At 71.1% G+C, this 22841-nt stretch carries 24 protein-coding genes and 1 tRNA gene; 9 read left to right on the top strand and 16 right to left on the bottom strand.

Annotated elements, in window-relative coordinates:
• Positions 1-7: 7 nt before the first annotated feature.
• From OG611_RS07175 to OG611_RS07160, 4 genes are read left to right on the top strand one after another with little or no spacing between them, the layout of a single operon-like run.
• Positions 8-751 carry a response regulator transcription factor gene (locus OG611_RS07175; RefSeq protein WP_266416622.1) on the top strand — a complete coding sequence of 248 codons (744 nt, stop codon included), beginning with the start codon at positions 8-10 and terminating at the stop codon, positions 749-751.
• Entirely contained in the window at positions 744-2402 is a 1659-nt protein-coding gene (locus OG611_RS07170) for a HAMP domain-containing sensor histidine kinase (protein WP_266416620.1), read from the top strand. Before OG611_RS07175 ends, OG611_RS07170 begins: the two co-directional genes overlap by 8 nt.
• Before the next feature lie 26 nt (positions 2403-2428).
• Positions 2429-3769, top strand: a complete 1341-nt coding sequence (locus OG611_RS07165; RefSeq protein WP_266416617.1) for a bifunctional glycosyltransferase family 2/GtrA family protein — start codon at positions 2429-2431, stop codon at positions 3767-3769.
• Positions 3766-5943 (top strand): glycosyltransferase family 39 protein, encoded by a 2178-nt coding sequence (locus tag OG611_RS07160; protein ID WP_266416614.1) that lies wholly within the window; start codon positions 3766-3768, stop codon positions 5941-5943. Before OG611_RS07165 ends, OG611_RS07160 begins: the two co-directional genes overlap by 4 nt.
• Positions 5944-5965: 22 nt before the next feature.
• Here OG611_RS07160 and OG611_RS07155 read toward each other — a convergent pair whose 3' ends face one another.
• Positions 5966-6835 (bottom strand): endonuclease/exonuclease/phosphatase family protein, encoded by an 870-nt coding sequence (locus OG611_RS07155; protein ID WP_266416611.1) that lies wholly within the window; start codon positions 6833-6835, stop codon positions 5966-5968.
• Between the two features lie 138 nt (positions 6836-6973).
• On the opposite strand from OG611_RS07155, the gene OG611_RS07150 reads away from it, so the two are divergent.
• On the top strand, positions 6974-8503 hold the full coding sequence (locus OG611_RS07150) for an MFS transporter (protein WP_266416610.1): 1530 nt from the start codon (positions 6974-6976) through the stop codon (positions 8501-8503).
• Positions 8504-8603: 100 nt separating this feature from the next.
• Entirely contained in the window at positions 8604-9362 is a 759-nt protein-coding gene (locus OG611_RS07145) for a TetR/AcrR family transcriptional regulator C-terminal domain-containing protein (protein WP_266416609.1), read from the top strand.
• 39 nt (positions 9363-9401) lie between these two features.
• Here OG611_RS07145 and OG611_RS07140 read toward each other — a convergent pair whose 3' ends face one another.
• From OG611_RS07140 to OG611_RS07125, 4 genes are all read right to left on the bottom strand, one after another.
• Positions 9402-9872 (bottom strand): PPOX class F420-dependent oxidoreductase, encoded by a 471-nt coding sequence (locus OG611_RS07140; protein WP_266416608.1) that lies wholly within the window; start codon positions 9870-9872, stop codon positions 9402-9404.
• 73 nt (positions 9873-9945) lie between these two features.
• Positions 9946-10761 (bottom strand): YceI family protein, encoded by an 816-nt coding sequence (locus OG611_RS07135; RefSeq protein ID WP_266416606.1) that lies wholly within the window; start codon positions 10759-10761, stop codon positions 9946-9948.
• Between the two features lie 150 nt (positions 10762-10911).
• On the bottom strand, positions 10912-13398 hold the full coding sequence (locus OG611_RS07130; protein WP_266416604.1) for an MFS transporter: 2487 nt from the start codon (positions 13396-13398) through the stop codon (positions 10912-10914).
• A 23-nt stretch (positions 13399-13421) separates the two neighbouring features.
• Complete coding sequence (locus OG611_RS07125) at positions 13422-13943, bottom strand: MarR family winged helix-turn-helix transcriptional regulator (protein ID WP_266416602.1); 522 nt, start codon at positions 13941-13943, stop codon at positions 13422-13424.
• Positions 13944-14488: 545 nt separating this feature from the next.
• Between OG611_RS07125 and OG611_RS07120 the strand changes: the two genes are divergently transcribed.
• On the top strand, positions 14489-14698 hold the full coding sequence (locus OG611_RS07120) for a hypothetical protein (RefSeq protein ID WP_148837043.1): 210 nt from the start codon (positions 14489-14491) through the stop codon (positions 14696-14698).
• Between the two features lie 35 nt (positions 14699-14733).
• On the opposite strand, the gene OG611_RS07115 is transcribed toward OG611_RS07120, so the two are convergent.
• The 9 genes from OG611_RS07115 to OG611_RS07075 all read right to left on the bottom strand — a co-directional run bounded on the left by OG611_RS07115 (position 14734) and on the right by OG611_RS07075 (position 20449).
• Positions 14734-15540 carry a hypothetical protein gene (locus OG611_RS07115; RefSeq protein WP_266416599.1) on the bottom strand — a complete coding sequence of 269 codons (807 nt, stop codon included), beginning with the start codon at positions 15538-15540 and terminating at the stop codon, positions 14734-14736.
• A gap of 66 nt (positions 15541-15606) precedes the next feature.
• Positions 15607-16473, bottom strand: a complete 867-nt coding sequence (locus OG611_RS07110; protein ID WP_266416598.1) for an RNA polymerase sigma factor SigF — start codon at positions 16471-16473, stop codon at positions 15607-15609.
• 235 nt (positions 16474-16708) lie between these two features.
• Positions 16709-17590 (bottom strand): RNA polymerase sigma factor SigF, encoded by an 882-nt coding sequence (locus tag OG611_RS07105; RefSeq protein ID WP_266416597.1) that lies wholly within the window; start codon positions 17588-17590, stop codon positions 16709-16711.
• A 204-nt stretch (positions 17591-17794) separates the two neighbouring features.
• Positions 17795-18088 carry a Dabb family protein gene (locus OG611_RS07100; RefSeq protein ID WP_266416596.1) on the bottom strand — a complete coding sequence of 98 codons (294 nt, stop codon included), beginning with the start codon at positions 18086-18088 and terminating at the stop codon, positions 17795-17797.
• Between the two features lie 9 nt (positions 18089-18097).
• Positions 18098-18262 carry a hypothetical protein gene (locus tag OG611_RS07095; RefSeq protein ID WP_176729265.1) on the bottom strand — a complete coding sequence of 55 codons (165 nt, stop codon included), beginning with the start codon at positions 18260-18262 and terminating at the stop codon, positions 18098-18100.
• Positions 18263-18813: 551 nt separating this feature from the next.
• A tRNA-Ser gene (locus OG611_RS07090) sits at positions 18814-18901 on the bottom strand.
• A 45-nt stretch (positions 18902-18946) separates the two neighbouring features.
• A complete protein-coding gene (gene tadA, locus OG611_RS07085) occupies positions 18947-19375 on the bottom strand; it encodes a tRNA adenosine(34) deaminase TadA (protein WP_266425609.1) in 429 nt (142 codons plus the stop codon).
• 81 nt (positions 19376-19456) lie between these two features.
• The gene (locus OG611_RS07080) at positions 19457-20026 is read right to left on the bottom strand and encodes a hypothetical protein (protein WP_266425606.1); all 570 of its coding nucleotides are present in this window, start codon (positions 20024-20026) and stop codon (positions 19457-19459) included.
• A 195-nt stretch (positions 20027-20221) separates the two neighbouring features.
• Complete coding sequence (locus OG611_RS07075; protein ID WP_266425604.1) at positions 20222-20449, bottom strand: hypothetical protein; 228 nt, start codon at positions 20447-20449, stop codon at positions 20222-20224.
• Positions 20450-20552: 103 nt separating this feature from the next.
• Here OG611_RS07075 and upp point away from each other — a divergent pair, with 103 nt between their 5' ends.
• Positions 20553-21188 carry a uracil phosphoribosyltransferase gene (upp, locus tag OG611_RS07070; RefSeq protein WP_266416595.1) on the top strand — a complete coding sequence of 212 codons (636 nt, stop codon included), beginning with the start codon at positions 20553-20555 and terminating at the stop codon, positions 21186-21188.
• 63 nt (positions 21189-21251) lie between these two features.
• Here the strand turns inward: upp and OG611_RS07065 are convergent, their stop codons facing one another.
• Entirely contained in the window at positions 21252-21848 is a 597-nt protein-coding gene (locus OG611_RS07065) for a LytR C-terminal domain-containing protein (protein WP_266425602.1), read from the bottom strand.
• A gap of 195 nt (positions 21849-22043) precedes the next feature.
• Positions 22044-22340: a type II toxin-antitoxin system VapB family antitoxin gene (locus OG611_RS07060; RefSeq protein WP_072488263.1), complete on the bottom strand. Its 297-nt coding sequence runs from the start codon at positions 22338-22340 to the stop codon at positions 22044-22046.
• Between the two features lie 102 nt (positions 22341-22442).
• Between OG611_RS07060 and OG611_RS07055 the strand changes: the two genes are divergently transcribed.
• A complete protein-coding gene (locus tag OG611_RS07055) occupies positions 22443-22808 on the top strand; it encodes a hypothetical protein (RefSeq protein WP_266426303.1) in 366 nt (121 codons plus the stop codon).
• The last annotated feature ends 33 nt before the right edge of the window (positions 22809-22841 follow it).

The following is a 22841-nucleotide window of genomic DNA, read 5'->3' as shown; positions in this document are numbered from 1 at the left end:
TTGGGGCATGACGACGACGACCTCGCCCCAGGGGCGTACCGAACTGCTGAGGGCGGACCGTACCCCCGTCCGTGTGCTGGTGGTGGACGACGAGGCTCCGCTCGCCGAGCTGCTGTCCATGGCCCTGCGTTACGAGGGCTGGGAGGTGCGCAGCGCCGGGGACGGTGCCGGGGCCGTCCGGATGGCGCGCGACTTCCGGCCCGACGTGGTGATCCTCGACGTGATGCTGCCCGACACGGACGGGTTCGCCGTGCTCGGCAGACTGCGGCGGGAGCTCTCCGAGGTCCCCGTCCTGTTCCTGACCGCGCGCGACGCGGTGGAGGACCGGATCGCCGGCCTCACGGCGGGCGGCGACGACTACGTGACCAAGCCGTTCAGCCTGGAGGAGGTCGTGGCGCGGCTGCGCGGGCTGATCCGGCGGTCCGGCACGGCGGCGGCCGTGCGCAGCGAGTCGACCCTCGTCGTCGGCGATCTGGTCCTGGACGAGGACAGCCACGAGGTGAGCCGGGCCGGGGTGTCCATCCATCTCACCGCGACCGAGTTCGAGCTGCTGCGCTTCCTGATGCGCAATCCGCGGCGGGTGCTGAGCAAGGCGCAGATCCTCGACCGGGTGTGGAACTACGACTTCGGCGGGCAGGCGAACGTCGTCGAGCTGTACATCTCGTATCTGCGCAAGAAGATCGACGCGGGGCGGTCATCGATGATCCACACCCGGCGCGGGGCGGGATATCTCATCAAGCCCGGTGAGTAGGCGCCCGTACCGGTGGCGGGGGCCGTGGACGCTGCGGACCCGGCTGGTGGTCTCGGCGGTCACGCTGATCGCCGTCGTCGCCGCGGTCATCGGATCGGTCACCACCATCGCGTTCCACAGCTACATGTACGGCAAGCTGGACGACCAATTGGCCGCCATCGCCGTGCGGGCCGCGAAGCCGCCCGGCGGGGGGCCGATGCCCGGTGGCGGTCTGCCGCAGGACCGCGACCCGCTGGCCTTCGTCGACGCGCGCGGGCTGCCCGTCGGCGCCTTCGGGGCCGTGGTGGCGGACGGCGCGGTCACCGCCTCGCGCGTGGTCGTGGAGAGCAACACCACGCCGGGGCCCGGGGCCGAGGACAGCGGGCAGCCGATGACCGGCGCCCAGCGCAGCGCCCTGGCGGCGGCGGGTGTCACCGCCGGGAGCGGGGCGAGGAGCGTCGACCTGCCGGGGCTGGGCGGCAGCCGGGTGGAGGCGGTCACGGACCCGCACGGGACGACGATCGTCGTCGGCATCCCCGCAGCCGAGGTGAGCGGTGCCCTCACCACCCTGATCGTCGTCGAGGTCTGTGTCACCGGCGCCGGGCTGATCGCGGCCGGGCTCGCGGGCGCCGCCATGGTCGGGGTCGCGCTGCGGCCGCTGCGCAGGGTCGCCGCGACCGCGACCCTGGTCTCCGGACTCCCGCTGCACAGCGGTGAGGTGGCCCTCCTGGAGCGGGTCCCGCAGGCCGAGGCAGATCCGCGGACCGAGGTCGGCCAGGTGGGCGCGGCGCTCAACCGGATGCTGGGCCACGTCGGTTCGGCGCTGGAGGCGCGGCAGGAGAGCGAGACGCGGGTGCGTCAGTTCGTCGCGGACGCCAGCCACGAGCTGCGCACCCCGCTGGCCTCGATCCGCGGATACGCCGAACTGACCCGGCGCGGACACGAGGAGACCGGCCCCGACACCCGGCACGCCCTGGGGCGGATCGAGTCCGAGGCGGAGCGGATGACGGGCATGGTGGAGGATCTGCTGCTGCTCGCCCGGCTGGACGCCGGACGCCCGCTCAGCCTTGAGAGCACCGATCTCTCCCCGGTCGTCGTCGACGCGGTGAGCGATGCCCGCGCCGTCGGGGAGCGCGGCCACCACTGGCGCCTGGAACTGCCGGACGAGCCCGCGACCGTGCACGGCGATCCGACCCGGCTCCATCAGGTGCTGGTCAACCTGCTGGCGAACGCCCGTACCCACACCCCGCCCGGTACGACCGTCACCGTGCGGGTGCGGTCCGCGGCCGGCCGGCCATGGGTGACGCTGGAGGTCGGGGACGACGGGCCCGGCATTCCGCCCGAACTGCTGCCGCATGTCTTCGAGCGGTTCGCGCGCGGTGACGCCTCGCGCTCCCGCAGCGCGGGTTCCACCGGGCTCGGGCTCGCCATCGTGCAGGCCGTCGTCGCCGCGCACGGCGGCCGGGTCGAGGCGGACTCGGTGCCGGGACGCACGGTGTTCGCCGTCCATCTGCCCGCGGAGGCTGCGACCGGGCCTGCGACCGGGCCTGCGACCGGGCCTGCGACCGGGCCTTCGGCGGGGCTTTCGGTCGGGCCTGCGGCCGGGCCTGGGGCGGGGCCCGCGGCCGGGCCGCACTCACAGCATGGGGACAGGCTCAGCACACCGGCGTGACAGCGGGGTTGGCGAGCGTCGGTCCCATGCGAACCGACACTCCTTGGAGCACCCTGCCGGCCCGGGACCACCTCCTCGCCGGAGCGGTCGATGCGGCGGGTGCGCCCGTGCTCGATGTGGTGGTACCCGTCTACAACGAGGAGAAGGACCTCGAACCGTGTGTGCTGCGCCTGCACGACCATCTGGTGCGCACCTTCCCGTACGCCTTCCGGATCACCGTCGCGGACAACGCGAGCACCGACCGGACGCCGCAGGTGGCGGCCCGGCTCGTGGCGGCGCTGCCCCGGGTGCGGTCGTACCGGCTGGAGGAGAAGGGCCGGGGGCGGGCGCTGCGCACCGTCTGGTCGGGCTCGGACGCACCGGTGCTGGCCTACATGGACGTCGATCTCTCCACCGACCTCAACGCGCTGCTGCCGCTGGTCGCCCCGCTGATCTCGGGCCACTCCGACCTGGCCATCGGCTCCCGGCTGGCCCGCAGCTCGCGGGTGGTGCGCGGATCGAAGCGGGAGTTCATCTCGCGCGCCTACAACCTCATCCTCCGTTCCTCGCTGGCCGCCAGGTTCAGCGACGCGCAGTGCGGTTTCAAGGCCATCCGGCGCGATGTCGCGGAGCGGCTGCTGCCGATGGTGGAGGACTCGGGGTGGTTCTTCGACACCGAGTTGCTGGTGCTCGCCGAACGCGCCGGGCTGCGCATCCACGAGGTGCCGGTCGACTGGGTGGACGATCCCGACTCCACCGTCCACATCGTGCGGACGGCGACCGAGGACCTGAAAGGCGTGTGGCGGGTGGGGCGGGCGCTGGCGGTCGGCGCGCTGCCGCTGGACCGGCTGGCCCGGCCCTTCGGGGACGATCCGCGCGACCGCGCGCTGAGCGGGGTGCCGGGCGGACTGGCCCGGCAGCTCGTCGGATTCTGTGTCGTCGGCGCGTTCTCCACGCTCTGCTACCTCGCCCTGTACTCGCTGTTCCGGCTGGGCGTCGGCCCGCAGATCGCCAACAGCGGCGCGCTGCTGGTGTCGGCCGTCGCCAATACGGCCGCCAACCGCAGGCTCACCTTCGGCGTACGGGGCCGGGGCGGGGCCGTACGCCATCAGGCGCAGGGCCTGGTCGTCCTCGCCATCGGCCTCGCACTGACCAGTGGCTCACTGGCCGCGCTGGGAGCGGCGTCCGGATCGCCGCCGCACTCCACGGAACTCGCCGTGCTGATCGCGGCCAACCTCGCGGCGACGGTGCTGCGGTTCCTGCTCTTCCGCGCCTGGGTCTTCCCGGAACGCCAGGACCGGGACCCCGCGGCGCCCGAGGCCGCCCCCGCCGCTCCTTCGGCCGGGCACGCCGATGACACCCACCACGAACGGGGGAACCTCCGATGACCACGCTGCATCCCGACCACCTCCCGGCCCCGCCGGGTGCGCCGGCGCCCGCGCCGCCCACCGCACCGGCCCACGGACGCCCGAACCGGCCCCTCGCGCACCGCGTGTGGCGGGGCAGGCCCGAGGACCCGCGCTGGGCGAGGCCGGCCTTTCTCGCGTTGCTGCTGGTCATCGGGCTCGCGTACCTGTGGAACCTCAGCGCTTCCGGATACGCCAACTCCTTCTACTCCGCCGCCGCCCAGGCGGGCAGCCGGAGCTGGAAGGCCTTCTTCTTCGGCTCGCTGGACGCGGCCAACGCCATCACCGTCGACAAGCCCCCGGCCGCCCTCTGGCCCATGGCCCTGTCGGTGCGGATCATCGGCCTCAACTCCTGGGCGATCCTGGCTCCGCAGGTGCTGATGGGGGTGGCCACGGCCGGGGTGCTGTACGCGGGCGTACGCCGCCGTTTCAACGCCGTGGCGGGGCTGATCGCGATGGCGGTGTTCGCGCTCACGCCCGTGGCCGCGCTGATGTTCCGCTTCAACAACCCGGACGCGCTGCTGGCGCTGCTGATGACCGTCACCGTCTACTGCGTGCTGCGCGCGATGGAGCACGGCCGCACCAAGTGGCTGGTGTGGGCGGGTGTCGCGGTCGGGTTCGCGTTTCTGGCGAAGACCCTCCAGGCGTTCCTGATCCTGCCGTCGCTGGCCGTGCTGTACGCGGTGTTCGCGCCGGTCCCCGTACGCAGGCGGCTCGGCCAACTCGGGCTCTCGGCCCTCGTGATGGCCGTCGCGGGCGGCTGGTGGGTCGCGATCGTCGAACTGTGGCCCGCCTCCTCGCGTCCGTACATCGGCGGTTCGCAGAACAACTCCTTCCTGGAGCTGACCTTCGGCTACAACGGGCTCGGCCGGATCAACGGCGAGGAGACCGGCAGCGTCGGCGGCGGGGGCGGTCCGGGCGGCGGCTCCGGCGGTCGGTGGGGCGAGACCGGTATCGGCCGGATGTTCAACTCCGAGATCGGCGGCCAGATCTCCTGGCTGCTGCCCGCCGCACTGATCCTGCTGGTCGCGGGCGTCTGGCTGACCTGGCGGGCGAAGCGGACGGACACGGCCCGCGCGGCCTTCCTCGCCTGGGGCAGCTCGCTGCTGATGACCGCGGCGGTGTTCAGCTTCATGGCCGGCATCTTCCACCAGTACTACACGGTGGCCCTGGCCCCCTACGTCGCGGCGCTGATCGGCATGGGCGCCACGGTCCTGTGGGAGGAGCGCTCCCGCTGGTGGGCGGGTGCGACGCTCGGCGTCACGGTGGCCGTGACGGCGTACTGGTCGTACGTGCTGCTGGGGCGGACCCCGGACCACCTGCCGTGGCTGCGCACGGTCGTGCTCGTCGCCGGGATCGCCGGCGCGCTGGGTCTGCTGCTCGCGTCCCGGCTGGGGCGTCGACAGGCGCTCGTCGCCGTGGGCCTGGGCCTCGCCGTGTCGCTGGCCGGGCCGGCCGCGTACACCGTGAGCACGCTGAACACCGGACACCAGGGCTCGATCGTCACGGCCGGCCCGCCCTCCGGCGGCATGGGCGGCCCCGGCGCCGGTGGCGGCGGCCGCGGTGGTCCCGACGGCGGCACGCGTCCCCCGGGGCAGGGCAACCAGCAGGGCAACAACCAGCAGGGCGGTGGCATGGGCCGGCCGCCGACCGGCACCCCGCCCGGCCAGGGCCAGGGCCAGGGCCAGATACAGGGCGGGCCCGGCACGTCGCAGAACGGGCAGCAGCCCGGTGCCATGCCCGGCATGGGCGAAGGCTTCGGAGGCGGCGGCGGTGGCGGCATGGGCGGACTGCTCAACGGCGCGTCCGTCGGCGCCGAGGCCGAGGCGCTCCTGGAGAAGGGCGCCGGGGACTACACCTGGGCCGCCGCCGCCATCGGATCCCAGAACGCCGCGAGCTACCAACTCGCCACCGGCGACCCGGTGATGGCGATCGGCGGCTTCAACGGAAGCGACCCGTCCCCGACGCTCGCCCGGTTCAAGCAGTACGTCGAGGACGGCAGGGTCCACTACTTCATCGCGGGCGGAATGGGCGGGGGCGGTGGCGACAGCGGCGCCTCCTCGCAGATCTCCTCCTGGGTGGAGGACAACTTCGAGAAGGTCACCGCAGGCAGCGCCACCTTCTACGACCTGACCCGGCCGAAGAGCGGAGCGTAGGACTCAGAGGCTGTCGGGCCTCTCAGCGTCGCAGCAACAGATCGGCGACCACGGGGCGGTGGTCCGAGGCGAGAGTCTCGACCACCGCCGCGTCGCGTACCCGCACGGAATCCTTCGACACCGCCACGTAGTCGATCCGCTGCACCGGATCCTGCGCCGGGTACGTGGGCCCGCCGGGCTCGACGTCCGTGAGCTCCTGCCACAGCGGGGCGAGCTCCGGAGCGGCAGGCGTCGCGTTGAAGTCGCCGAGCAGGATCTGCCGCACCTGCCGACGGCCCGCCCCCGGCGCCCGGTCCTCGGCCATGATCCGGCGGGTGTCGGCGACCTGGGCGTTCCGTACGGACGGGTCGGCGCGGTAGTCCAGATGCGTCACATAGACGTGCACGGGCAGCCCCTTCACCCGTACGACCACCTCGCCGAAGCCGGGCGCCGGAGCCGGTACCGGGTCCGGGACCTGGGTGGAGAGCCGGGTGATCTCGTGGTTCTCGGCGCTCACGATGCGGTACCTGGACAGCACCGCGACCCCGAACTCGCGACGTGGTGCACCGGGGGTCTGCGGGTCGAGGCTGTAGACCGGGGCGAACGACACCCGCATGTCCAGCCGTTCGGCCAGCTCGCCCGCCAGGTCGCGCCACTCGCTGCGGGTGCCCCAGTGGACGTCGACCTCCTGGAGCCCGATCACATCGGCGTCCAGCGAGCGGAGCTCGGCGGCCTGCCGGTCCAGATCGAAGACGTTGTCCATGCCCGCGCCCGCATGGATGTTGTACGTGGCCACGCGCAGCGGCACCGCGCGCCCCTGCCCCTCCCCGGCCGCTGCTGCGGGAGGCGCGAGCGCGGTCCCCAACAGCCCTGCCGCGACGAGCATTTCCACCGTACGACGACGCAGTGACATACCACTCCAGCCCTTGTCGGATCAGCGGCGAGCACGGTATCGCGCGGAAGGCGGAAATGCGTTGTACGCCGTACAGGATCTGTTCTACGGTGTACAACGCCTGCTACTCGTACACCGTATAAGGGATCAGGAGTCCGTATGACGGCGACCGCCGCCGAGCAGAACCACCTCTCGTCGCCGAGCCATCCGCAACGCTGGCTGATCCTCGGCGTCATCTGCCTCGCCCAGCTGACCGTGCTGCTCGACAACACCGTTCTCAACGTCGCGATCCCCTCCCTCACCCAGGAGCTGGACGCCTCCACCGCCGATGTGCAGTGGATGATCAACGCCTATTCGCTGGTCCAGTCGGGTCTGCTGCTCACGGCCGGCAGCTCCGCCGACCGCTACGGCCGCAAGAAGATGCTGATCGCCGGGCTCGCCCTGTTCGGCATCGGCTCGCTGGTGGCCGGACTGGCCCAGACCTCCGTACAACTGATCGCCGCCCGCGCGGGCATGGGCATCGGCGGTGCGCTGCTGATGACCACGACCCTGGCCGTCGTCGTGCAGATCTTCGACGAGACCGAGCGGGTCAAGGCGATCGGCATCTGGTCGACCGTCAGCTCGCTCGGGTTCGCCGTCGGACCGCTGATCGGCGGAGTGATGCTCGACCACTTCTGGTGGGGCGCGATCTTCCTGATCAACATCCCGGTCGCGGTCGTCGGGCTGGTCGCCGTGGCCCGGCTGGTCCCGGAGTCCAAGAACCCGAACGGCGAGCGCCCCGACCTGCTCGGCGCGCTGCTCTCCACCATCGGCATGGCATCCGTCGTGTACGCGATCATCTCCGGACCGGCACACGGCTGGGCGTCGGTCCAGGTGCTGCTGACCGCCTTCGTCGGGGTCGCCGTCCTCACCGGATTCGTGGCGTGGGAGCTGCACATCCCGTACCCGATGCTGGACATGCACTTCTTCCGGAACCAGAAGTTCGTCGGGGCGGTCGCGGGCGCGATCCTGGTCGCCTTCGGGATGGGCGGCTCGCTCTTCCTGCTCACCCAGCAACTCCAGTTCGTCCTCGGCTACGAGCCGCTGGAGGCCGGTCTGCGCACGGCTCCGCTGGCGCTGAGCGTCGTCGCGCTCAACCTCACCGGACTGGGCGCCAGGCTGGTGCCCAAGCTGGGCACGCCGGTCACCATCGCGTCCGGGATGAGCCTGCTGGCCGCGGGTCTCGCCGCCATCGCGCTGCTCGGCGGCGACGGCTACGGCGGCATGCTGCTCGGCCTGGTCGTGATGGGCGCGGGCATCGCGCTCGCCATGCCCGCCATGGCCAACGCGATCATGAGCGCCATTCCGCCGGAGAAGGCGGGCGTGGGCGCCGGGGTCAACGGCACACTCGCCGAATTCGGCAACGGCCTCGGGGTCGCCGTCCTCGGCGCGGTGCTCAACTCGCGGTTCGCGGCGCTCGTGCCGGCGGCCGTCGGGGCCGCGTCGCTGCCCGCCGCACTCGCCTCGGCCACCGACGCCGGCGAGCGGGCGCGGATCACCGACGCCTTCGCCTCCGGACTGGAGACCAGCCAGCTCTTCGGAGCGGTCGCCGTGCTGGTCGGCGGCCTGCTCGCCGCCGTGCTGCTGCGCCGCGCGGAGCGGACGGAATCAGCGCGGGCGGACTCCGCCGGGACCGCCGCGGCGGCATAGCATCGGGGACGGGGCGCACCGGACCGTACGCATCGGCACCGTGTGTGATCCACGCGTACGTGGCCGGTCCGCCCCGCCGGCAAGACGAGGAGAGTGCGCCATGGTGTCCGCGGCCGACCGTGTGAAGAGCCCTTCCAGGACCAGCGTGTGGCTGGATCAGCGGACACCGTCGCGCACCCGCAAACCGGACCAGACGGCGGGCCTGGACCGGGACAGGATCACCGCGACCTCGGTCCGGCTGCTGGACGCCGAGGGGCTCGCCAAGTTCTCCATGCGCAGGCTCGCCGCCGAGCTCGATGTCACCGCGATGTCCCTGTACTGGTACGTGGACACCAAGGACGACCTGTTGGAGCTGGCCCTCGACTCGGTGTACAGCGAGTTCACACCGCCTCGCGAGGACGTGCACTGGCACGACCGGCTGCGCGGGCTGGCCACCGAGTTCCGGGAGCTGCTGGTCCGGCACGTCTGGGTGTCGACGCTCGCCGGTCACTTCCTCAACATCGGCCCGCACGCGATGCTGATGTCGTACTCCGTCCAGGACGTGATCCGGGCGACCGGCCTGCCGCTGCGACACCAGACCGGAGCGCTCTCCGCGGTCTTCCAGTTCGTGTACGGATTCGGCACCATCGAGGGCCACTTCGCGCAGCGCAGCGCGGCGGCGGGGCTCAGCCAGGAGGAGTACTACCAGCAGGCGATGGGCACGATCCGGGCCCAGCCGCAGCTCCGGCAGATCATCGAGACCTCGCAGGACCTGATGGACGCCCGTGGCGGGGAAACGGTCGAGGAGATGCGCGACCGGGACTTCACCTTCGCCCTGGACCTGCTGATCGCGGGCATCGAGGCGATGCGGGACCGCTGAGGCCCCGCCCGCCCCGTTCGCCCCTCGGTACCCGCGTGATCAGCCGTCGGAGGCCAGGTGGGCCGGGAAGCCGCCGGTGGCGACCGGCCCCCACCGCTCCGGAGTGATCCGGATGATCGACTTCCCCTGCTTCACCATCGCCGCCCGGTACTCGTCCCAGTCCGGGTGCTCGCCCGAGATGTTCCGGAAGTACTCGACGAGCGGCTCGACCGAGTCCGGTGAGTCGATCACCTCGGCCGAACCGTCGATCTGGACCCACGGGCCGTTCCACTCGTCGGACAGCACGATCACACTCACCCGCGCGTCCCGCTTCGCGTTGCGGGTCTTGGCCCGCTCGGGGTAGGTCGAGACGACGATCCGGCCCGCGTCGTCGACCCCGCAGGCCAGCGGGGAGCCCTGGGGGCGGCCGTCGGACCGGGTGGTCAGCAGGATCGCCCGGTGCCTGGGCCGTACGAAGGCCAGCAACTCGTCGAGTTCCACGGCCGTGTTCGTCGCGATATTGGGTGCCATGTCCGCAGACTACGACGGCGGGGATTCACCCCGCACGGTGACTACGACGGCAGGGACTCACCCTGCACGGTGACTACGACGGCAGGGACTCACCCTGCACGGCCTGGATGTCGAGCTCCACCCGCAGCGTCGTACCGATCGCCGAGATGCCCGCCTGCACCACCTGGTTGTAGTTCATGGCGAAGTCCTCGCGGCGCAGTTCCGCCGTTGCGCTGAATGCCGCACGCACCCCGCCCCACGGGTCCGGGCCCGTCCCGAGGTAGCTCAGGTTCAGGTCGACCGGGCGCACGACACCGTGCATCGTCAGCTCGCCGTGGACCAGCCAGCGGTCCGGGCCCGCCGGGGTCAGTCCGTTCGAGCGGTACGTGATCTCCGGGAAACGGTCCGAGTCCAGGAAGTCGGGCGAACGCAGGTGCTTGTCGCGCATGCCGTTGCCGGTCTCGATGCTCGCCGCGCTGATGACGGCGTCCACCCGGGAGCGGTGGACCTCCTCCGCGATCTCGATCCGGCCGCTGAACTCGGTGAACCGGCCGTGCACGCTGGAGATCCCCAGGTGCTGCGCGACCGCGGCCACCGAGGAGTGCGCCGGGTCCAGCGACCAGGCGCCCGGCGGCGGCAGCTCCACACCACCCTGGCGGGCCAGCACCACCGTGCCGGCCTCGACCCGCCCGCTCGCCGTGACGAGGGCGGTGGAGGCGGCGGGGGCGTACCCGACCGCCGTGACGATCACCGTGTACGCGCCGGCCTCCAGGGGGGTTTCGGTCCGCACCGCCCCGTCCTCGTCGGCGGTGGCCCGCAGCACCTGCGTGCCGGTCATGTCGGTGACCGTCACGACCGCGTGCTGGACCGCCCAGCCGTCCCGCGTCCGTACCTGTGCGCGAAGTCCCATCCCGTTCTCTCTCCTTGCTCCATGACTCAATGAGTCGGGCCCCGGGGCGGGACGGCGGGCCGTCCCCTGCCTGCCGTCCCCGCCACCGGGGCCCATTTCCACCTGCCGGTACGGCGTCTCCGCTCGAAGCGCCGACCCGCCGGGGGTCTGTTACTCGCCGGGGTGGGCGAGCTCGATGTCGTGACCGTCGGCCCCGCGGCCGGCCACGGTCAGCGCGCTTGCCACCGGCGGGTAGCCGGTCGCGATGACCGAGTACTCACCCGCGTCCAGGTCGGCGAAGGCGTACGCCCCGTCCTCCCCGGTCGTCGAGGTGGCGACCACATTGCCCGCCGCGTCGACCAGTGTGACCCGTGCGTCCGGCAGCGGTCGACGGACGGCACCGGCCCGCACGACGCCCTGGACCAGCGCACCGGACTGCAGTGCGACCTCGACCCGGGTGACGCCCTGGCCGCCGATCTCCACCGGCAGCGCCAGCGGACGGAACCCGGCGGCGTTCACCGCGACGGTCACCGACCCGGGCACCAGCTCACCGAAGGTGAACTCGCCGGTCTCGCCGGACTTGCCGGTGGCCAGCACATCGCCGCGCACATCGGTCACGATGACCATGGCGCCCGCCACCGGGGCGGCGGACTCCGCGGCCCGCACGACGCCGGCCAGTCCGCTCGTACCGGAGAGCAGGATGTCGTACGCCAGCGGCTCGGTACCGACGACCACCGTGGACGCCTGCGGCTGGAAGCCGTCGGCGGAGGCGATCAGGACGTAGGAGCCGGAGCCCGGCGCGTCCAGACCGTAGCTGCCGTCCGCCTGGGCGACGGAGCGCCCGAGCTGCCGGCCGGCCAGCGAGATCAGCGTGACGGCGGCACGGGCGACGGGTGCGCCCTCGGCGCCGCGCACCACACCGTGCACGGCCGTGCCCTGCAGGGTGGCGACCGGGGCCTCCAGGGTGTCGACCGCGGTGATCCCGGCCGCTGCCTCGGAGATCGGCTCGGCGGTGGCTGCCGCGGCCTCGACCGCGTCGGCGACGGGGGTCTCGGCCGTGGCCGGGGCCTCGCTCGAAGCGTTCGTCTTCAGGGCGACCTCCTTGATGAAGATCGTGATCAGGAAGGCGACCAGCGCGGCCGGAGCCGCGTACAGGAAGACATCGCCGACCCCGTGCCCGTAGGCGCTCTCCACGACCGTACGGAACGGCGCGGGCAGCTTGTCCAGGTCGGGGATGCCCCCGCCGCCGGTGCCGCCGTGACCCATGGCCGCACCCTTGGGGCCGAGCTCCGCGAGGCCGTCCTTGACGTAGTGGGTGACGCGGTTCGCCATGACGGCGCCCAGCGCCGAGACGCCGATCGCACCGCCGAGGGAACGGAAGAAGGTGACGACGGAGCTGGCCGAGCCGAGGTCGGACGGAGCGACCTGGTTCTGCGTGGCGAGCACCAGGTTCTGCATCATCATGCCGATGCCGAGACCCATGACGGCCATGAAGACCGCGATGTGCCAGTACTCCGTGTCGTACCGGATGGTGCCCAGCAGCCCGAGCCCGGCGGTGACCAGGAAGCCACCGCTGACCAGCCAGGCCTTCCAGCGGCCGGTCCTGGTGATGACCTGGCCGGAGACCGTCGAGGAGATGAACAGACCCGCGATCATCGGGATCGTCATGACGCCCGACATCGTCGGCGACTTGCCGCGCGCCAGCTGGAAGTACTGGCTGAAGAAGACGGTGCCCGCGAACATCGCGACACCGACGAACAGCGAGGCCAGCGAGGCCAGCGTGATGGTGCGGTTGCGGAAGAGGCGCAGCGGGATGATCGGCTCGCTGGCCCTGGACTCGACGACGACGAAGAGTCCGACGAGCGCGAGGGAGCCGATGAGCATCGCGGCGGTCTGCCAGGAGAGCCAGTCGTACTTGTCACCGGCGAAGGTCACCCAGAGCAGCAGCAGCGACACGGCGGCGCTGATGAAGAACGCGCCCCACCAGTCGACCTTGACCTGACGCTTCACGACCGGGAGCTTCAGCGTCTTCTGGAGCACGATCAGCGCGATGATGGCGAACGGCACACCGACGTAGAAGCACCAGCGCCAGCCCATCCAGCTGGTGTCGGTGATGACACCGCCGAGCAGCGGACCACCGACGGTGGCGACGGCGAACACCGCACCGATGTATCCGCTGTAGCGACCGCGCTCACGCGGGGCGATCATCGCCGCCATCACGATCTGCGCGAGGGCGGAGAGACCGCCGACGCCGATGCCCTGGACGACACGGCAGGCGATCAGCATGCCACTGCTGGTCGACATACCGGCGACGACCGAGCCCGCGACGTAGATGACGAGGGCTATCTGGACCAGCAGCTTCTTGCTGAACAGGTCGGAGAGCTTGCCCCACAGGGGAGTGGTGGCGGTCATCGCCAGCAGCGAGGCCGTGACGACCCAGGTGTAGGCGCTCTGGCCGCCGCCGAGGTCGGAGATGATCTCGGGAAGTGCGTTCGAGACGACCGTCGAGGACAGGATCGCGACGAACATGCCGAGCATCAGCCCGGCCAGTGCCTCCATGATCTGCCGGTGTGTCATCGGCGCGCCGGACGAGGAATCGGACGATCCCCCGTGCTTGGCGTGGCCGCCCCGCACACCGGTTGGTGTGGTCGTAGCCATTTAAGTCCTTGTCTTTGCTTCTGTTACACGGGTGTACGGGTGTGCGCGTCGTTGGCGCTGTGGGCATGCCGGGAACGGCAGTCGCCGCTGTGCTTTCCGGGGCCGCACCCGCTGGGCCCGCGACAGGCGAAACTGTCGCGCAGCCGGGCCAACAGCGTGTTGAGCTGTCCGACCTCGTCGTCCGACCAGTCGGAGAGGTTGTGGGCGAACATCTCGGTCGTCCGTCGGTTCAGGTCGGCCAGTACGTCACGTCCGTCGGGGGTCAGCCGCAGGATGCGGGACCGCTTGTCCGCCGGATCCGGAGACCGTTCGATCCAGCCACGCTCTGCCACATGGGCGACATGACGGCTGGTCACCGACATGTCGACGTCCAGCAGCTCGGCCAGCCGGCTGATCCGCATCTCGCCGTGCTGCCTGAGAAGAGCCAGTACGGCGGCGGAGCCGCCCGGACATTCGGCGGGCAGGATTCGGGCGAGACCGCGCTTGACGGCCCCGACGGCGCTTAGCTGCCGGGCCAGTTCTTCGTACTGACTCCGTGCGGCCACGGGACCCCCAGACATCTCACCGGTTCATCTTGTTGCTTAGGGCAACCATAGAAGCCGTTGGTTGCTGCAGGCAAACGAAAAGGAGCTTGCAGAAGTAAAGGAAAACAAAAGGCTGCGTACGCCTCCGGTCAAACCCCCAGCGTGTGGGGTGCGGGTGGTGCGGGGTGTGTGTCGTGCCACAGTCGAGGCGGACGGGACTCCGCTCCGGGGCGGGTGCGACTGCGTGAAGGGGAGGGCGCACCGCGTGTACGGAGTGCGGCCACGCCGTGTGTACGGGGTACGGGCCCGCGCCTGAGCCGGACACGGGGAGCGCCTCAAGTTCCGTGCGGGAACGGTGAGTTGCCGGAACCGATCTGCACCGGACTCCGCAACTGGCCCGTGTGCGCACCTGAATCCGCCCGGACGTACCCCCGCGGCCCCGCTGCCCGAGCCCCGCTCCGCCGCGGCGCACCGGCCGCTTCCTCGCCGGTCCCCCGGCCCTGGCCTCGGCCCTTCACCGACCCGGGGGTTGGGCCGGAACGCCGAGTTCGCTAGGGTCCTGGCCCATGGCACACAACCCCCACGCCCCGCAGGGCCCCGAGGGCAACCACGACCCGGCCGGCAGCACCCAGATGTTCCGCGCCTTCGTCGACGAGGGCGAGCCGCAGCGCAGGCAGCAGCCGGCCGCCTCGTCCGGACCGAAGGTCGGGGTGATCGCCGCCGTCGTCGCGGTGGTCGTCGTCCTCGGAGCGGTCGCCTGGCTCGCGCTCGGCTGACCGGCGCCCCGGTCACCGCGCAACACGTCCACCCGTCACTTCGATACGGCGGTGACGTCCCGGGTCTCGACATGCATGCCCAGGGGCACCCGCCAGGCGTCCACACAGACGGTGTACGTCTTCGTCCGCGCCGCTCCCGCGTCGATCGGCGCGGGCAGCGGTCCGGTCGACTCGATGGTCGCCCAGTCGATCCCCAGCCCGCCGATCACGTGCGTGGCGAAGGTGACGGTTCCCGAGCGCGCCGCTGATCCTCCGGTGTTCCGGAACTCCACGGTCACCTTCTCGCACCACCGCTTGTCCGCCGCCGCCCGCACGGGGGCGCCCACCATCAGCTCGGCGGGCCCGCCGGGTGCGGGAGATCCGGGCACCGAGGGGGCCGTGGGCCCGGTGGAGCCCTCTCCGGGGCCGCCCGCGCCGCCGGAGCCGGATGCGCCCCCCGTACCGCCGCCGCTGCCGGGGCCCGATGTGCCGGGCGTGCCGGACGGCCTGGGAGTTCCACCGCTCGCCGCGCCCGTGGCCCCGGCGCCGTCGGCACTGCCGGAGGCGCTCGGCGAGGGCCCGCGCCCCCCGGAACGCCCTCCAGCGCCCTCACCACCACTGCCGTCGCCACGGCCCTTGCCGCCGCCCCGGTCCAGCGGGACCAGCGTCACCTTCCCCGACGGTGCCACCGCCCCCGTCGGAGCTCTCCCGGAATCCGTTCCCGCCGCGCCGAGCGCCACATAGCCCTCGTCCGCCGTACCACCGCCGCAGGCGGCCAGCACACCGCCCAGACACAGCACGGCCGCCGAGGCGGCGATCACGGTGCCCCGGCGGCCGTTCGATCCGAGCATCTGACGTCGCATCGCGCCAGTGTGGCTGACGGTCCGTCAAATCGGAACCCTTGTGCTCCGGTACGGGAGTCCACGGCGTCAGTCGGCGATGAGCCCTTCCCTGAGCTGGGCGAGCGTACGGGTCAGCAGGCGCGAGACATGCATCTGCGAGATGCCGACCTCCTCGCCGATCTGCGACTGGGTCATGTTGGCGAAGAACCGCAGCATGATGATCTGGCGTTCGCGCGGCGGGAGCTTGGCCAGCAGCGGCTTGAGCGATTCGCGGTACTCGACGCCTTCCAGCGCCGAGTCCTCGTAGCCGAGCCGGTCCGCGAGGGAGCCCTCGCCGCCGTCGTCCTCGGGCGAGGGCGAGTCCAGCGAGGAGGCGGTGTACGCGTTGCCGACGGCCAGACCGTCGACCACGTCCTCCTCGGAGACCCCGAGCGCCTTGGCCAGCTCGGGCACGGTCGGCGAGCGGTCGAGCTTCTGCGCGAGCTCGTCGCTGGTCTTGGTCAGCGCCAGCCGCAGCTCCTGGAGCCGGCGCGGGACGCGCACCGACCACGAGGTGTCGCGGAAGAACCGCTTGATCTCCCCGACGACGGTCGGCATCGCGAACGTCGGGAATTCCACGCCCCGTTCGCAGTCGAACCGGTCGATCGCCTTGATCAGGCCGATCGTGCCGACCTGGACGATGTCCTCCATCGGCTCGTTGCGGCTGCGGAACCGCGCCGCGGCGTACCGCACCAGCGGGAGGTTGAGCTCGATGAGTGTGTCCCGTACGTAGGCACGCTCCGGGCTGTCCGTTCCTTCAGGGCCTGGTGCTGGCCCCAGCGCGGCGAGCCGCTGGAACAGGGAGCGGGACAGAGTGCGGGTGTCGATGGCTTCCGGCGAGCTGGTGAGCACAACGGGTGCGGGTTCGCTCTTCGTGAGCGTGAGCACCTTCGAGCTGCCCTGTTCTGCGGACATGCCACCCCCTTGAGGTCGCGGACGGTCGCGTGGAGCCGCGACCATCGGAGGAACGCAGCCTCCACCTGAATACCGGAGGCGAGGCCACGGCAAACGCGGTTCCCGCAGAATGTCACATGTCGGCAACACGCTGTAGTGACATGTCGACAAGTCTTTGTGGCGTCTGCGCAGTTAACAGGGGGTGCGAGGCATTTGGGTCGCGTGAACCGGACTTCGAGCGCTCTACCCGATCCGGTTAGGCCTCGATCCTGTTTGCGGATCGAAGTCGGGCGAAGCTGCGGGCCAGCAGTCTTGACACATGCATCTGGGAGACTCCCAGTTCGGCACTGATCTGGGACTGGGTCAGATTGCTGTAGTAGCGCAGCAGGAGGATGCGCTGCTCGCGCTCGGGGAGCTGGACGAGCAGATGCCGGACGAGATCGCGGTGCTCGACCCCGGCGAGCGCCGGGTCCTCGTAGCCGAGCCGGTCCAGCAGTCCGGGCAGCCCGTCGCCCTCCTGGGCGGCCTCCAGCGAGGTCGCGTGGTAGGAGCGCCCGGCCTCGATGCAGGCGAGCACCTCGTCCTCGGAGATCCTCAGCCGCTCGGCGATCTCCGCGGTGGTGGGTGAACGGCCATGAGCGGTCGTCAGGTCCTCGGTGGCGCCGGTGACCTGGACCCACAGCTCGTGAAGCCGCCGGGGGACGTGGACGGTCCGCACGTTGTCCCGGAAGTACCGCTTGATCTCGCCGACGACAGTCGGCATCGCGAACGTCGGGAACTGGACGCCGCGTTCGGGGTCGAACCGGTCGATGGCGTTGATCAGGCCGATCGTGCCGACCTGGACGACGTCCTCCATCGGCTCGTTGCGGCTGCGGAACCGCGCCGCGGCGTACCGCACCAGCGGGAGGTTCGCCTCGATGAGGGCCGCCCGCACCCGGCCGTGCTCCGGGGTCCCCGGCTCCAGGTCCTTGAGCTGCCCGAAGAGCACCTGGGTGAGCGCCCTGGTGTCCGCGCCCCGGGTCCTGGCGGGCGTCGTCGTGCTGTCGGGCGTCTCGGTCTGGATCGCCTGACTGGGCTCGGCCACCTGGCTCGTCTGGACGGACTGGGGAGGCACTTGAGGCGCTGTACTGGCCGGCACGATGAGGCCACCCCTTTGCGGTCAACTTCGGTCAACTCATCCGTCAAAAGCGGTCATAGCATCACAAGACATGTCCACTGTGTGCAAGCACCGTATAGCGTCGTGTTGGGTTCAACTTGGTTTAAACACCAAAAAAAGCCCCTCACCGTGATGGTGAGGGGCTCGGGGGCCGTCCGGACCGGAACGAAAGCCGGACCGGCCGGATCAGAACGGGTAGTCGGCGATCACCCAGGTGGCGAACTCACGCCACTGCCCGGCGGCGGCCTGATGGGCGGGGTGCTCGATGTACCGCTTCAGGGCGTCCTGGTCGGTGACCGCGGAGTTGATGGCGAAGTCGTACGCGATCGGCCGGTCGGTGATGTTCCAGGCGCACTCCCAGAACTCCAGCTCGGGGACCTGCCCCGCCAGCTCCCGGAAGGCCTGCGCCCCGGCGACGACCCGCGGGTCGTCCCGCTCGACGCCGTCGTTCAGCTTGAACAGGACCAGATGGCGGATCACGGTGTACTCCTACTTCACGAGCTCGGACATGAAGTCGCCGACGCCCTGTGCGGCACTCGAAACGCCCTCGAACCCTACCTGGACGAGATCAGCCGCCCGGGCCGGGGAGGTGATGATCGTGTACAGCACGAAGACGACTATCACGTAGAGAGCTATCTTCTTCGCTTGCACCACAGCCCCTGCCTCCCCTTCGATCCCCTGTTTCGATCTCCTGTGCAGTCGGGCGATTCTATCCGCACGGATGGTCGTACCCCGTGGAGGATTCCGACCACTCACGCGACCTTTAAGGACCAAGGACCCGGCGATCGGGGCCCTTCGCCCACCCGCACGGTCTCTGCGGGGGAGCAGGATGGACGGTGAGCCCAGCGGATGAGGCAGGAATCCGAGGGGCTCGGAACGGGCCCCACTGTGGGGTCCTCACCGCAGGCCACCCCCCTGACCGCGGCGAGGGCTTGAGGGCCCCGTTCTCACCGGGGGAAGCGGCTTGTCCCCCCGATGCCGCTTCCCCCGACCTGAGCGTGGGTGAACTGTGGCCCCGCACGACGACCGTCGTGCGGGGCCACAGCCGTACCCGAGCCATCTCCGAACCGCTTCGGCCCGGCTCCGGCCTCGACCCCTTCGCGGGCCCGGCCCCGCGTGCGCGGACCACAGTTACTGACCTGCTGGTCCCCGTAACGCGCGAACGCCCTCCCGGTCTGCGTTTCCGCAGTCCGGGAGGGCGTCGATGGCGGTAGCGGAGGGATTTGAACCCTCGGTGAGTTTCCCCACACTCGCTTTCGAGGCGAGCTCCTTCGGCCGCTCGGACACGCTACCGAGAGAGAGCTTAGACCATTGCGGGCCGCGGACAGAAATCGGTTCTCAGAGGGTGCGGAAGAAGGCCGTCAGGCGGTCGGCGCAGACGTCCTCCAGGACTCCTTGGACGACCTCGGGGCGGTGGTTGAGCCGGCGGTCGCGTACGACGTCCCAGAGGGAGCCCGCCGCGCCCGCCTTCTCGTCCCGGGCCCCGTAGACCACCCGGTCCACGCGGGACTGCACCAGTGCGCCCGCGCACATCGTGCAGGGCTCCAGGGTGACGACCAGGGTGCATCCGGAAAGCCGCCACCGGCCGAGGGCCGCCGCGGCCCTGCGGACGGCGAGGACCTCGGCGTGCGCGGTCGGGTCGCCGGTCGCCTCGCGTTCGTTGTGGCCCGTGGCGAGCAGGGTGCCGTCCGGGCCGAGCACGACGGCGCCGACCGGCACATCGCCGGCCAGCGCCGCCAGATCGGCCTCGGCCAGGGCGCGGCGCATGTGCGCCCGCCACGGGTCCCGTACGGGGTCGTACGGTTCCGGCGGTCCTTGCGGGTGCGGTGGTTCGCTCACCCGCGGACCCTAACGGACGGTCTCCAGAACCTCGGCCGCGCCCAGCGCGTCCGCGATCTCCACCATCGCGTCCGTGCGCAGCATCAGCAGCTCGGCCTCGGGGAGCCCGAGGTCGGCCAGGATCCGGGTGTCGCCGAGCGGGCCCGCCGGTACGGCGTCGGCGTCGAGTCCGTCGTCATCGTCGTCGTCGGTGTCTGTGTCGGTGTCGTTGTCGGGGGTGGTGTCCGGGTCGCCGTCCTCCGTACCGTCGAGGCCGACGAGCTCTTCGAGGGCGGCAATCGTGTCCTCGGCCCCGGGTTCGCGGCCGAGCAGTTCATCGGTGAGCAGGATCTCCCCGTACGAGGAGCGTGCTGCGGCGGTGGCGTCCGAGACGAAAATACGGGGGTCGTCCTCACCATCCACCCGGACGACGCCGAACCAGGCGTCCTCCTGCTCGATGAAGACGAGCACCGTGTCCTCGTCCACCGAGGCCTCGCGGGCCAGATCCGTCAGGTCGGACAGGGTCTCCACATCGTCGAGCTCTGTATCGCTCGCTTCCCACCCGTCTTCGGTGCGCGCGAGCAGTGCGGCGAAGTACACCGTGACTCTCCCACTGGTCATAGGGCTGAAGGTCCGGCGGGAGGGCAGTCGGTGGCCCGGCTGTCCTGCGTCCCGCCCATCGGAATCGTGGCAGAAACATGGGCTCCGCGAGAGGAGTTCGGCCGTTGCGTCGGCCACCAGTTCTCCTGGACGCCGCCACCAGGGGGACGCAGGGGATGCCGGACGGCCGTCCGGCTACCAGCGGAAGGTGCGCATGCGCATGGCCTGGCGCATCCGGGCCGCCCTCGCGCGGCGGGGCTGTACCCGGTCGCGGAGCGCCTTCGCCTCGTGGAGCTCGCGCAGGAACTGGGCGCGCCGCCTACGGCGTGCCGCGTCGCTCTCCTCCGGGTCCTGCTGGACCTGTGCGTCCTGCGGGACCGGCGTGTCCGGCTGGTCCCGCTTCCGCTTTTCCCCGTCCGGCATCGGCTCATCACCCCAAGGCTGGGTCGGCATGCCCCCACCTTCCCCCCGAACATGCGGTTGATGCCAGCGCACGTGTGCGGGAGGCACGGTTACTGTTGAACCCATGCGGATCCACGTCGTCGACCACCCACTGGTCGCGCACAAACTCACCACCCTGCGCGACAAGCGCACCGACTCCCCGACCTTCCGGCGGCTCGCAGACGAGCTGGTCACCCTGCTCGCCTACGAGGCCACCCGGGATGTGCGCACCGAACAGGTCGACATCGAGACCCCGGTCACACCGACGACCGGCGTGAAGCTGTCGCACCCGCGGCCGCTGGTCGTGCCGATCCTGCGGGCCGGTCTCGGCATGCTCGACGGCATGGTGCGGCTGCTGCCGACCGCCGAGGTCGGCTTCCTGGGCATGATCCGCAATGAGGAGACGCTCAAGGCGGAGACGTACGCCACCCGGATGCCGGAGGACCTCTCCGGCCGTCAGGTGTACGTCCTGGACCCGATGCTGGCCACCGGCGGCACGCTGGTCGCGGCCATCCAGGAGCTGATCAAGCGCGGTGCGGACGATGTCACCGCGGTCGTGCTGCTCGCGGCGCCCGAGGGCGTCGAGGTGATGGAGCGCGAGCTGGCCGGTACGCCGGTGACCGTCGTCACCGCCTCGGTCGACGAGCGGCTCAACGAGAACGGCTACATCGTCCCGGGCCTGGGTGACGCGGGCGACCGGATGTACGGCACGGTCGACTAGGACCCGAGCGAGTCGCCCCGGGCTGCCGGGCCGCGCCGGGTTTCCGGGTCGCCCCGGCAGCCGTCAGCAGGACGACGGTGCGGGGGCCGGCTTCGTCAGGGCGGCGAGGGCCGCGGCCGCCGACTGGGGCGTGCTGAACGTCTTGAACTTCGTACCGAGAATCAGATCGACGTCCGCCGTCCTGCGGGCGTCGGTCTTCGGGGTGGCGCCCCGCAACTGCGTACCGAGGACCGGGAGCGAGCCGTTCGTGGCCGAGGGGGCGCCCAGCAGCACCCCGGGTCCGGGGACCTTCTTGTCGTACGCGGCAGGGGCGTTGCCCACCTTGCCGATGGTGAAGCCGCGCTTCTTCAGTTCGTCGGCCGCCTGCTTCGCGAGCCCGCTGCGCGGTGTCGCGTTGTAGACGTTGACGGTGATCTTCGCGGGCTTCGGCAGCACCTTCGCGGACGCGGACGGCTTGGCGGAAGGGCAGTCCGTCTTGTGGTCGGCGGCGCTGGCCTTCCGGTCGCCGCCGGTGAAGACGTCGATGAGCTGCATCGTGCCCCATCCGGCCAGCCCGAGGGCGACCACGGAAGCGGTGGCAGCGAGGATCAGTTTGCCGCGACGCCGGGGGCGGCGCATCTTCGGATACTTGTCGCCCGTGATGCGGTACTTTCCGCCCATGCCGGGGGGAGTGAGCATGCTCATGGGCGCAGCGTAGTGCGACCCGGTGATGATGCCTACTAAATGATCAATGGATCGCACCCGTCCGGGTGCGAAAGCACCCGAACGAACCCCGGAGCACCCGAAGGTGTCGCAGGGTCCGGGGGTCCTGCCGGTCCTGCCCGTCCTGCCGGTCCGTGGAGGGACCCGCTTCGGTCAGCCGAGTTCGAGCACGCGGGCGTGCAGTACCTGGCGCTGCTGAAGTGCGGCGCGGACCGCGCGGTGCAGTCCGTCCTCCAGATAGAGGTCGCCCTGCCACTTCACGACGTGCGCGAACAGGTCACCGTAGAACGTCGAATCCTCGGCGAGGAGGGTTTCGAGGTCCAGGTTGCCCTTGGTGGTCACCAGCTGATCGAGGCGGACCGGGCGCGGCGCGACGTCCGCCCACTGCCGGGTGCTTTCCCGGCCGTGGTCGGGATAAGGCCGCCCATTTCCGATGCGCTTGAAGATCACACGGAAAGCCTACCGGGCAAGAGCCTCCGGGCGCAGCCACGAGGCCGGACTGCGATGCTGGCAAGAACGCCACAAAAGCGGGCATTCCGGAATGGGGCCTCGATGAATGACAGCGACAGCACGGGCGGTGGCACGGGCGCGGGCATGGGCGGAGCCACGACTCCGGGCACGACCGGCGTTCCGGACGCGGATGCGCCGCAAGGGGCGGGCGCCGATGTGCGGGCCGCGGGCGCCGGTGCGCAAGGCGCGGGCGCCGGAGTGCGGGAAGCTGCGGGGGCCGGTGTGCAAGCCGAGGAGGGCGGTGTGCGGGCCGGGAAGGCGGCCGAGGGGGCGGCCAAGGAGGACACCCCGCTGGTCGAGCAGGTGGTGGGGAGCGGGATGTTCCGGTCGCTGGCCCGGTCCGTCGGGACGCAGCTGGGGCGGGAGATCTCGCGGTCGCTCTTCGGTACGGCCCGCCGCCGACGGTAGGCGGGGTCCGGTGCTTCGGGGCCGCTGTTGCTC

Origin of the sequence: Streptomyces sp. NBC_01363 (assembly GCF_026340595.1) — a bacterium.
Taxonomy (GTDB): domain Bacteria; phylum Actinomycetota; class Actinomycetes; order Streptomycetales; family Streptomycetaceae; genus Streptomyces.
The sequence above is the reverse complement of the archived record's forward strand: the minus strand, read 5'-3'. Positions and strand labels throughout refer to the sequence as shown.

What these genes read in the sequence shown, in the direction of transcription:
- OG611_RS07175 (WP_266416622.1), top strand. Translation starts at nt 8, where the DNA reads ATGACGACGACGACCTCGCCCCAGGGGCGTACCGAACTGCTGAGGGCG.
- OG611_RS07165 (WP_266416617.1), top strand. Translation starts at nt 2,429, where the DNA reads ATGCGAACCGACACTCCTTGGAGCACCCTGCCGGCCCGGGACCACCTC.
- OG611_RS07160 (WP_266416614.1), top strand. Translation starts at nt 3,766, where the DNA reads ATGACCACGCTGCATCCCGACCACCTCCCGGCCCCGCCGGGTGCGCCG.
- OG611_RS07155 (WP_266416611.1), bottom strand. Translation starts at nt 6,835, where the DNA reads ATGTCACTGCGTCGTCGTACGGTGGAAATGCTCGTCGCGGCAGGGCTG.
- OG611_RS07150 (WP_266416610.1), top strand. Translation starts at nt 6,974, where the DNA reads ATGACGGCGACCGCCGCCGAGCAGAACCACCTCTCGTCGCCGAGCCAT.
- OG611_RS07145 (WP_266416609.1), top strand. Translation starts at nt 8,604, where the DNA reads ATGGTGTCCGCGGCCGACCGTGTGAAGAGCCCTTCCAGGACCAGCGTG.
- OG611_RS07140 (WP_266416608.1), bottom strand. Translation starts at nt 9,872, where the DNA reads ATGGCACCCAATATCGCGACGAACACGGCCGTGGAACTCGACGAGTTG.
- OG611_RS07135 (WP_266416606.1), bottom strand. Translation starts at nt 10,761, where the DNA reads ATGGGACTTCGCGCACAGGTACGGACGCGGGACGGCTGGGCGGTCCAG.
- OG611_RS07130 (WP_266416604.1), bottom strand. Translation starts at nt 13,398, where the DNA reads ATGGCTACGACCACACCAACCGGTGTGCGGGGCGGCCACGCCAAGCAC.
- OG611_RS07120 (WP_148837043.1), top strand. Translation starts at nt 14,489, where the DNA reads ATGGCACACAACCCCCACGCCCCGCAGGGCCCCGAGGGCAACCACGAC.
- OG611_RS07115 (WP_266416599.1), bottom strand. Translation starts at nt 15,540, where the DNA reads ATGCGACGTCAGATGCTCGGATCGAACGGCCGCCGGGGCACCGTGATC.
- OG611_RS07110 (WP_266416598.1), bottom strand. Translation starts at nt 16,473, where the DNA reads ATGTCCGCAGAACAGGGCAGCTCGAAGGTGCTCACGCTCACGAAGAGC.
- tadA (WP_266425609.1), bottom strand. Translation starts at nt 19,375, where the DNA reads ATGCGCCGCGCCCTGGCCGAGGCCGATCTGGCGGCGCTGGCCGGCGAT.
- OG611_RS07075 (WP_266425604.1), bottom strand. Translation starts at nt 20,449, where the DNA reads ATGCCGGACGGGGAAAAGCGGAAGCGGGACCAGCCGGACACGCCGGTC.
- upp (WP_266416595.1), top strand. Translation starts at nt 20,553, where the DNA reads ATGCGGATCCACGTCGTCGACCACCCACTGGTCGCGCACAAACTCACC.
- OG611_RS07065 (WP_266425602.1), bottom strand. Translation starts at nt 21,848, where the DNA reads ATGGGCGGAAAGTACCGCATCACGGGCGACAAGTATCCGAAGATGCGC.
- OG611_RS07055 (WP_266426303.1), top strand. Translation starts at nt 22,443, where the DNA reads ATGAATGACAGCGACAGCACGGGCGGTGGCACGGGCGCGGGCATGGGC.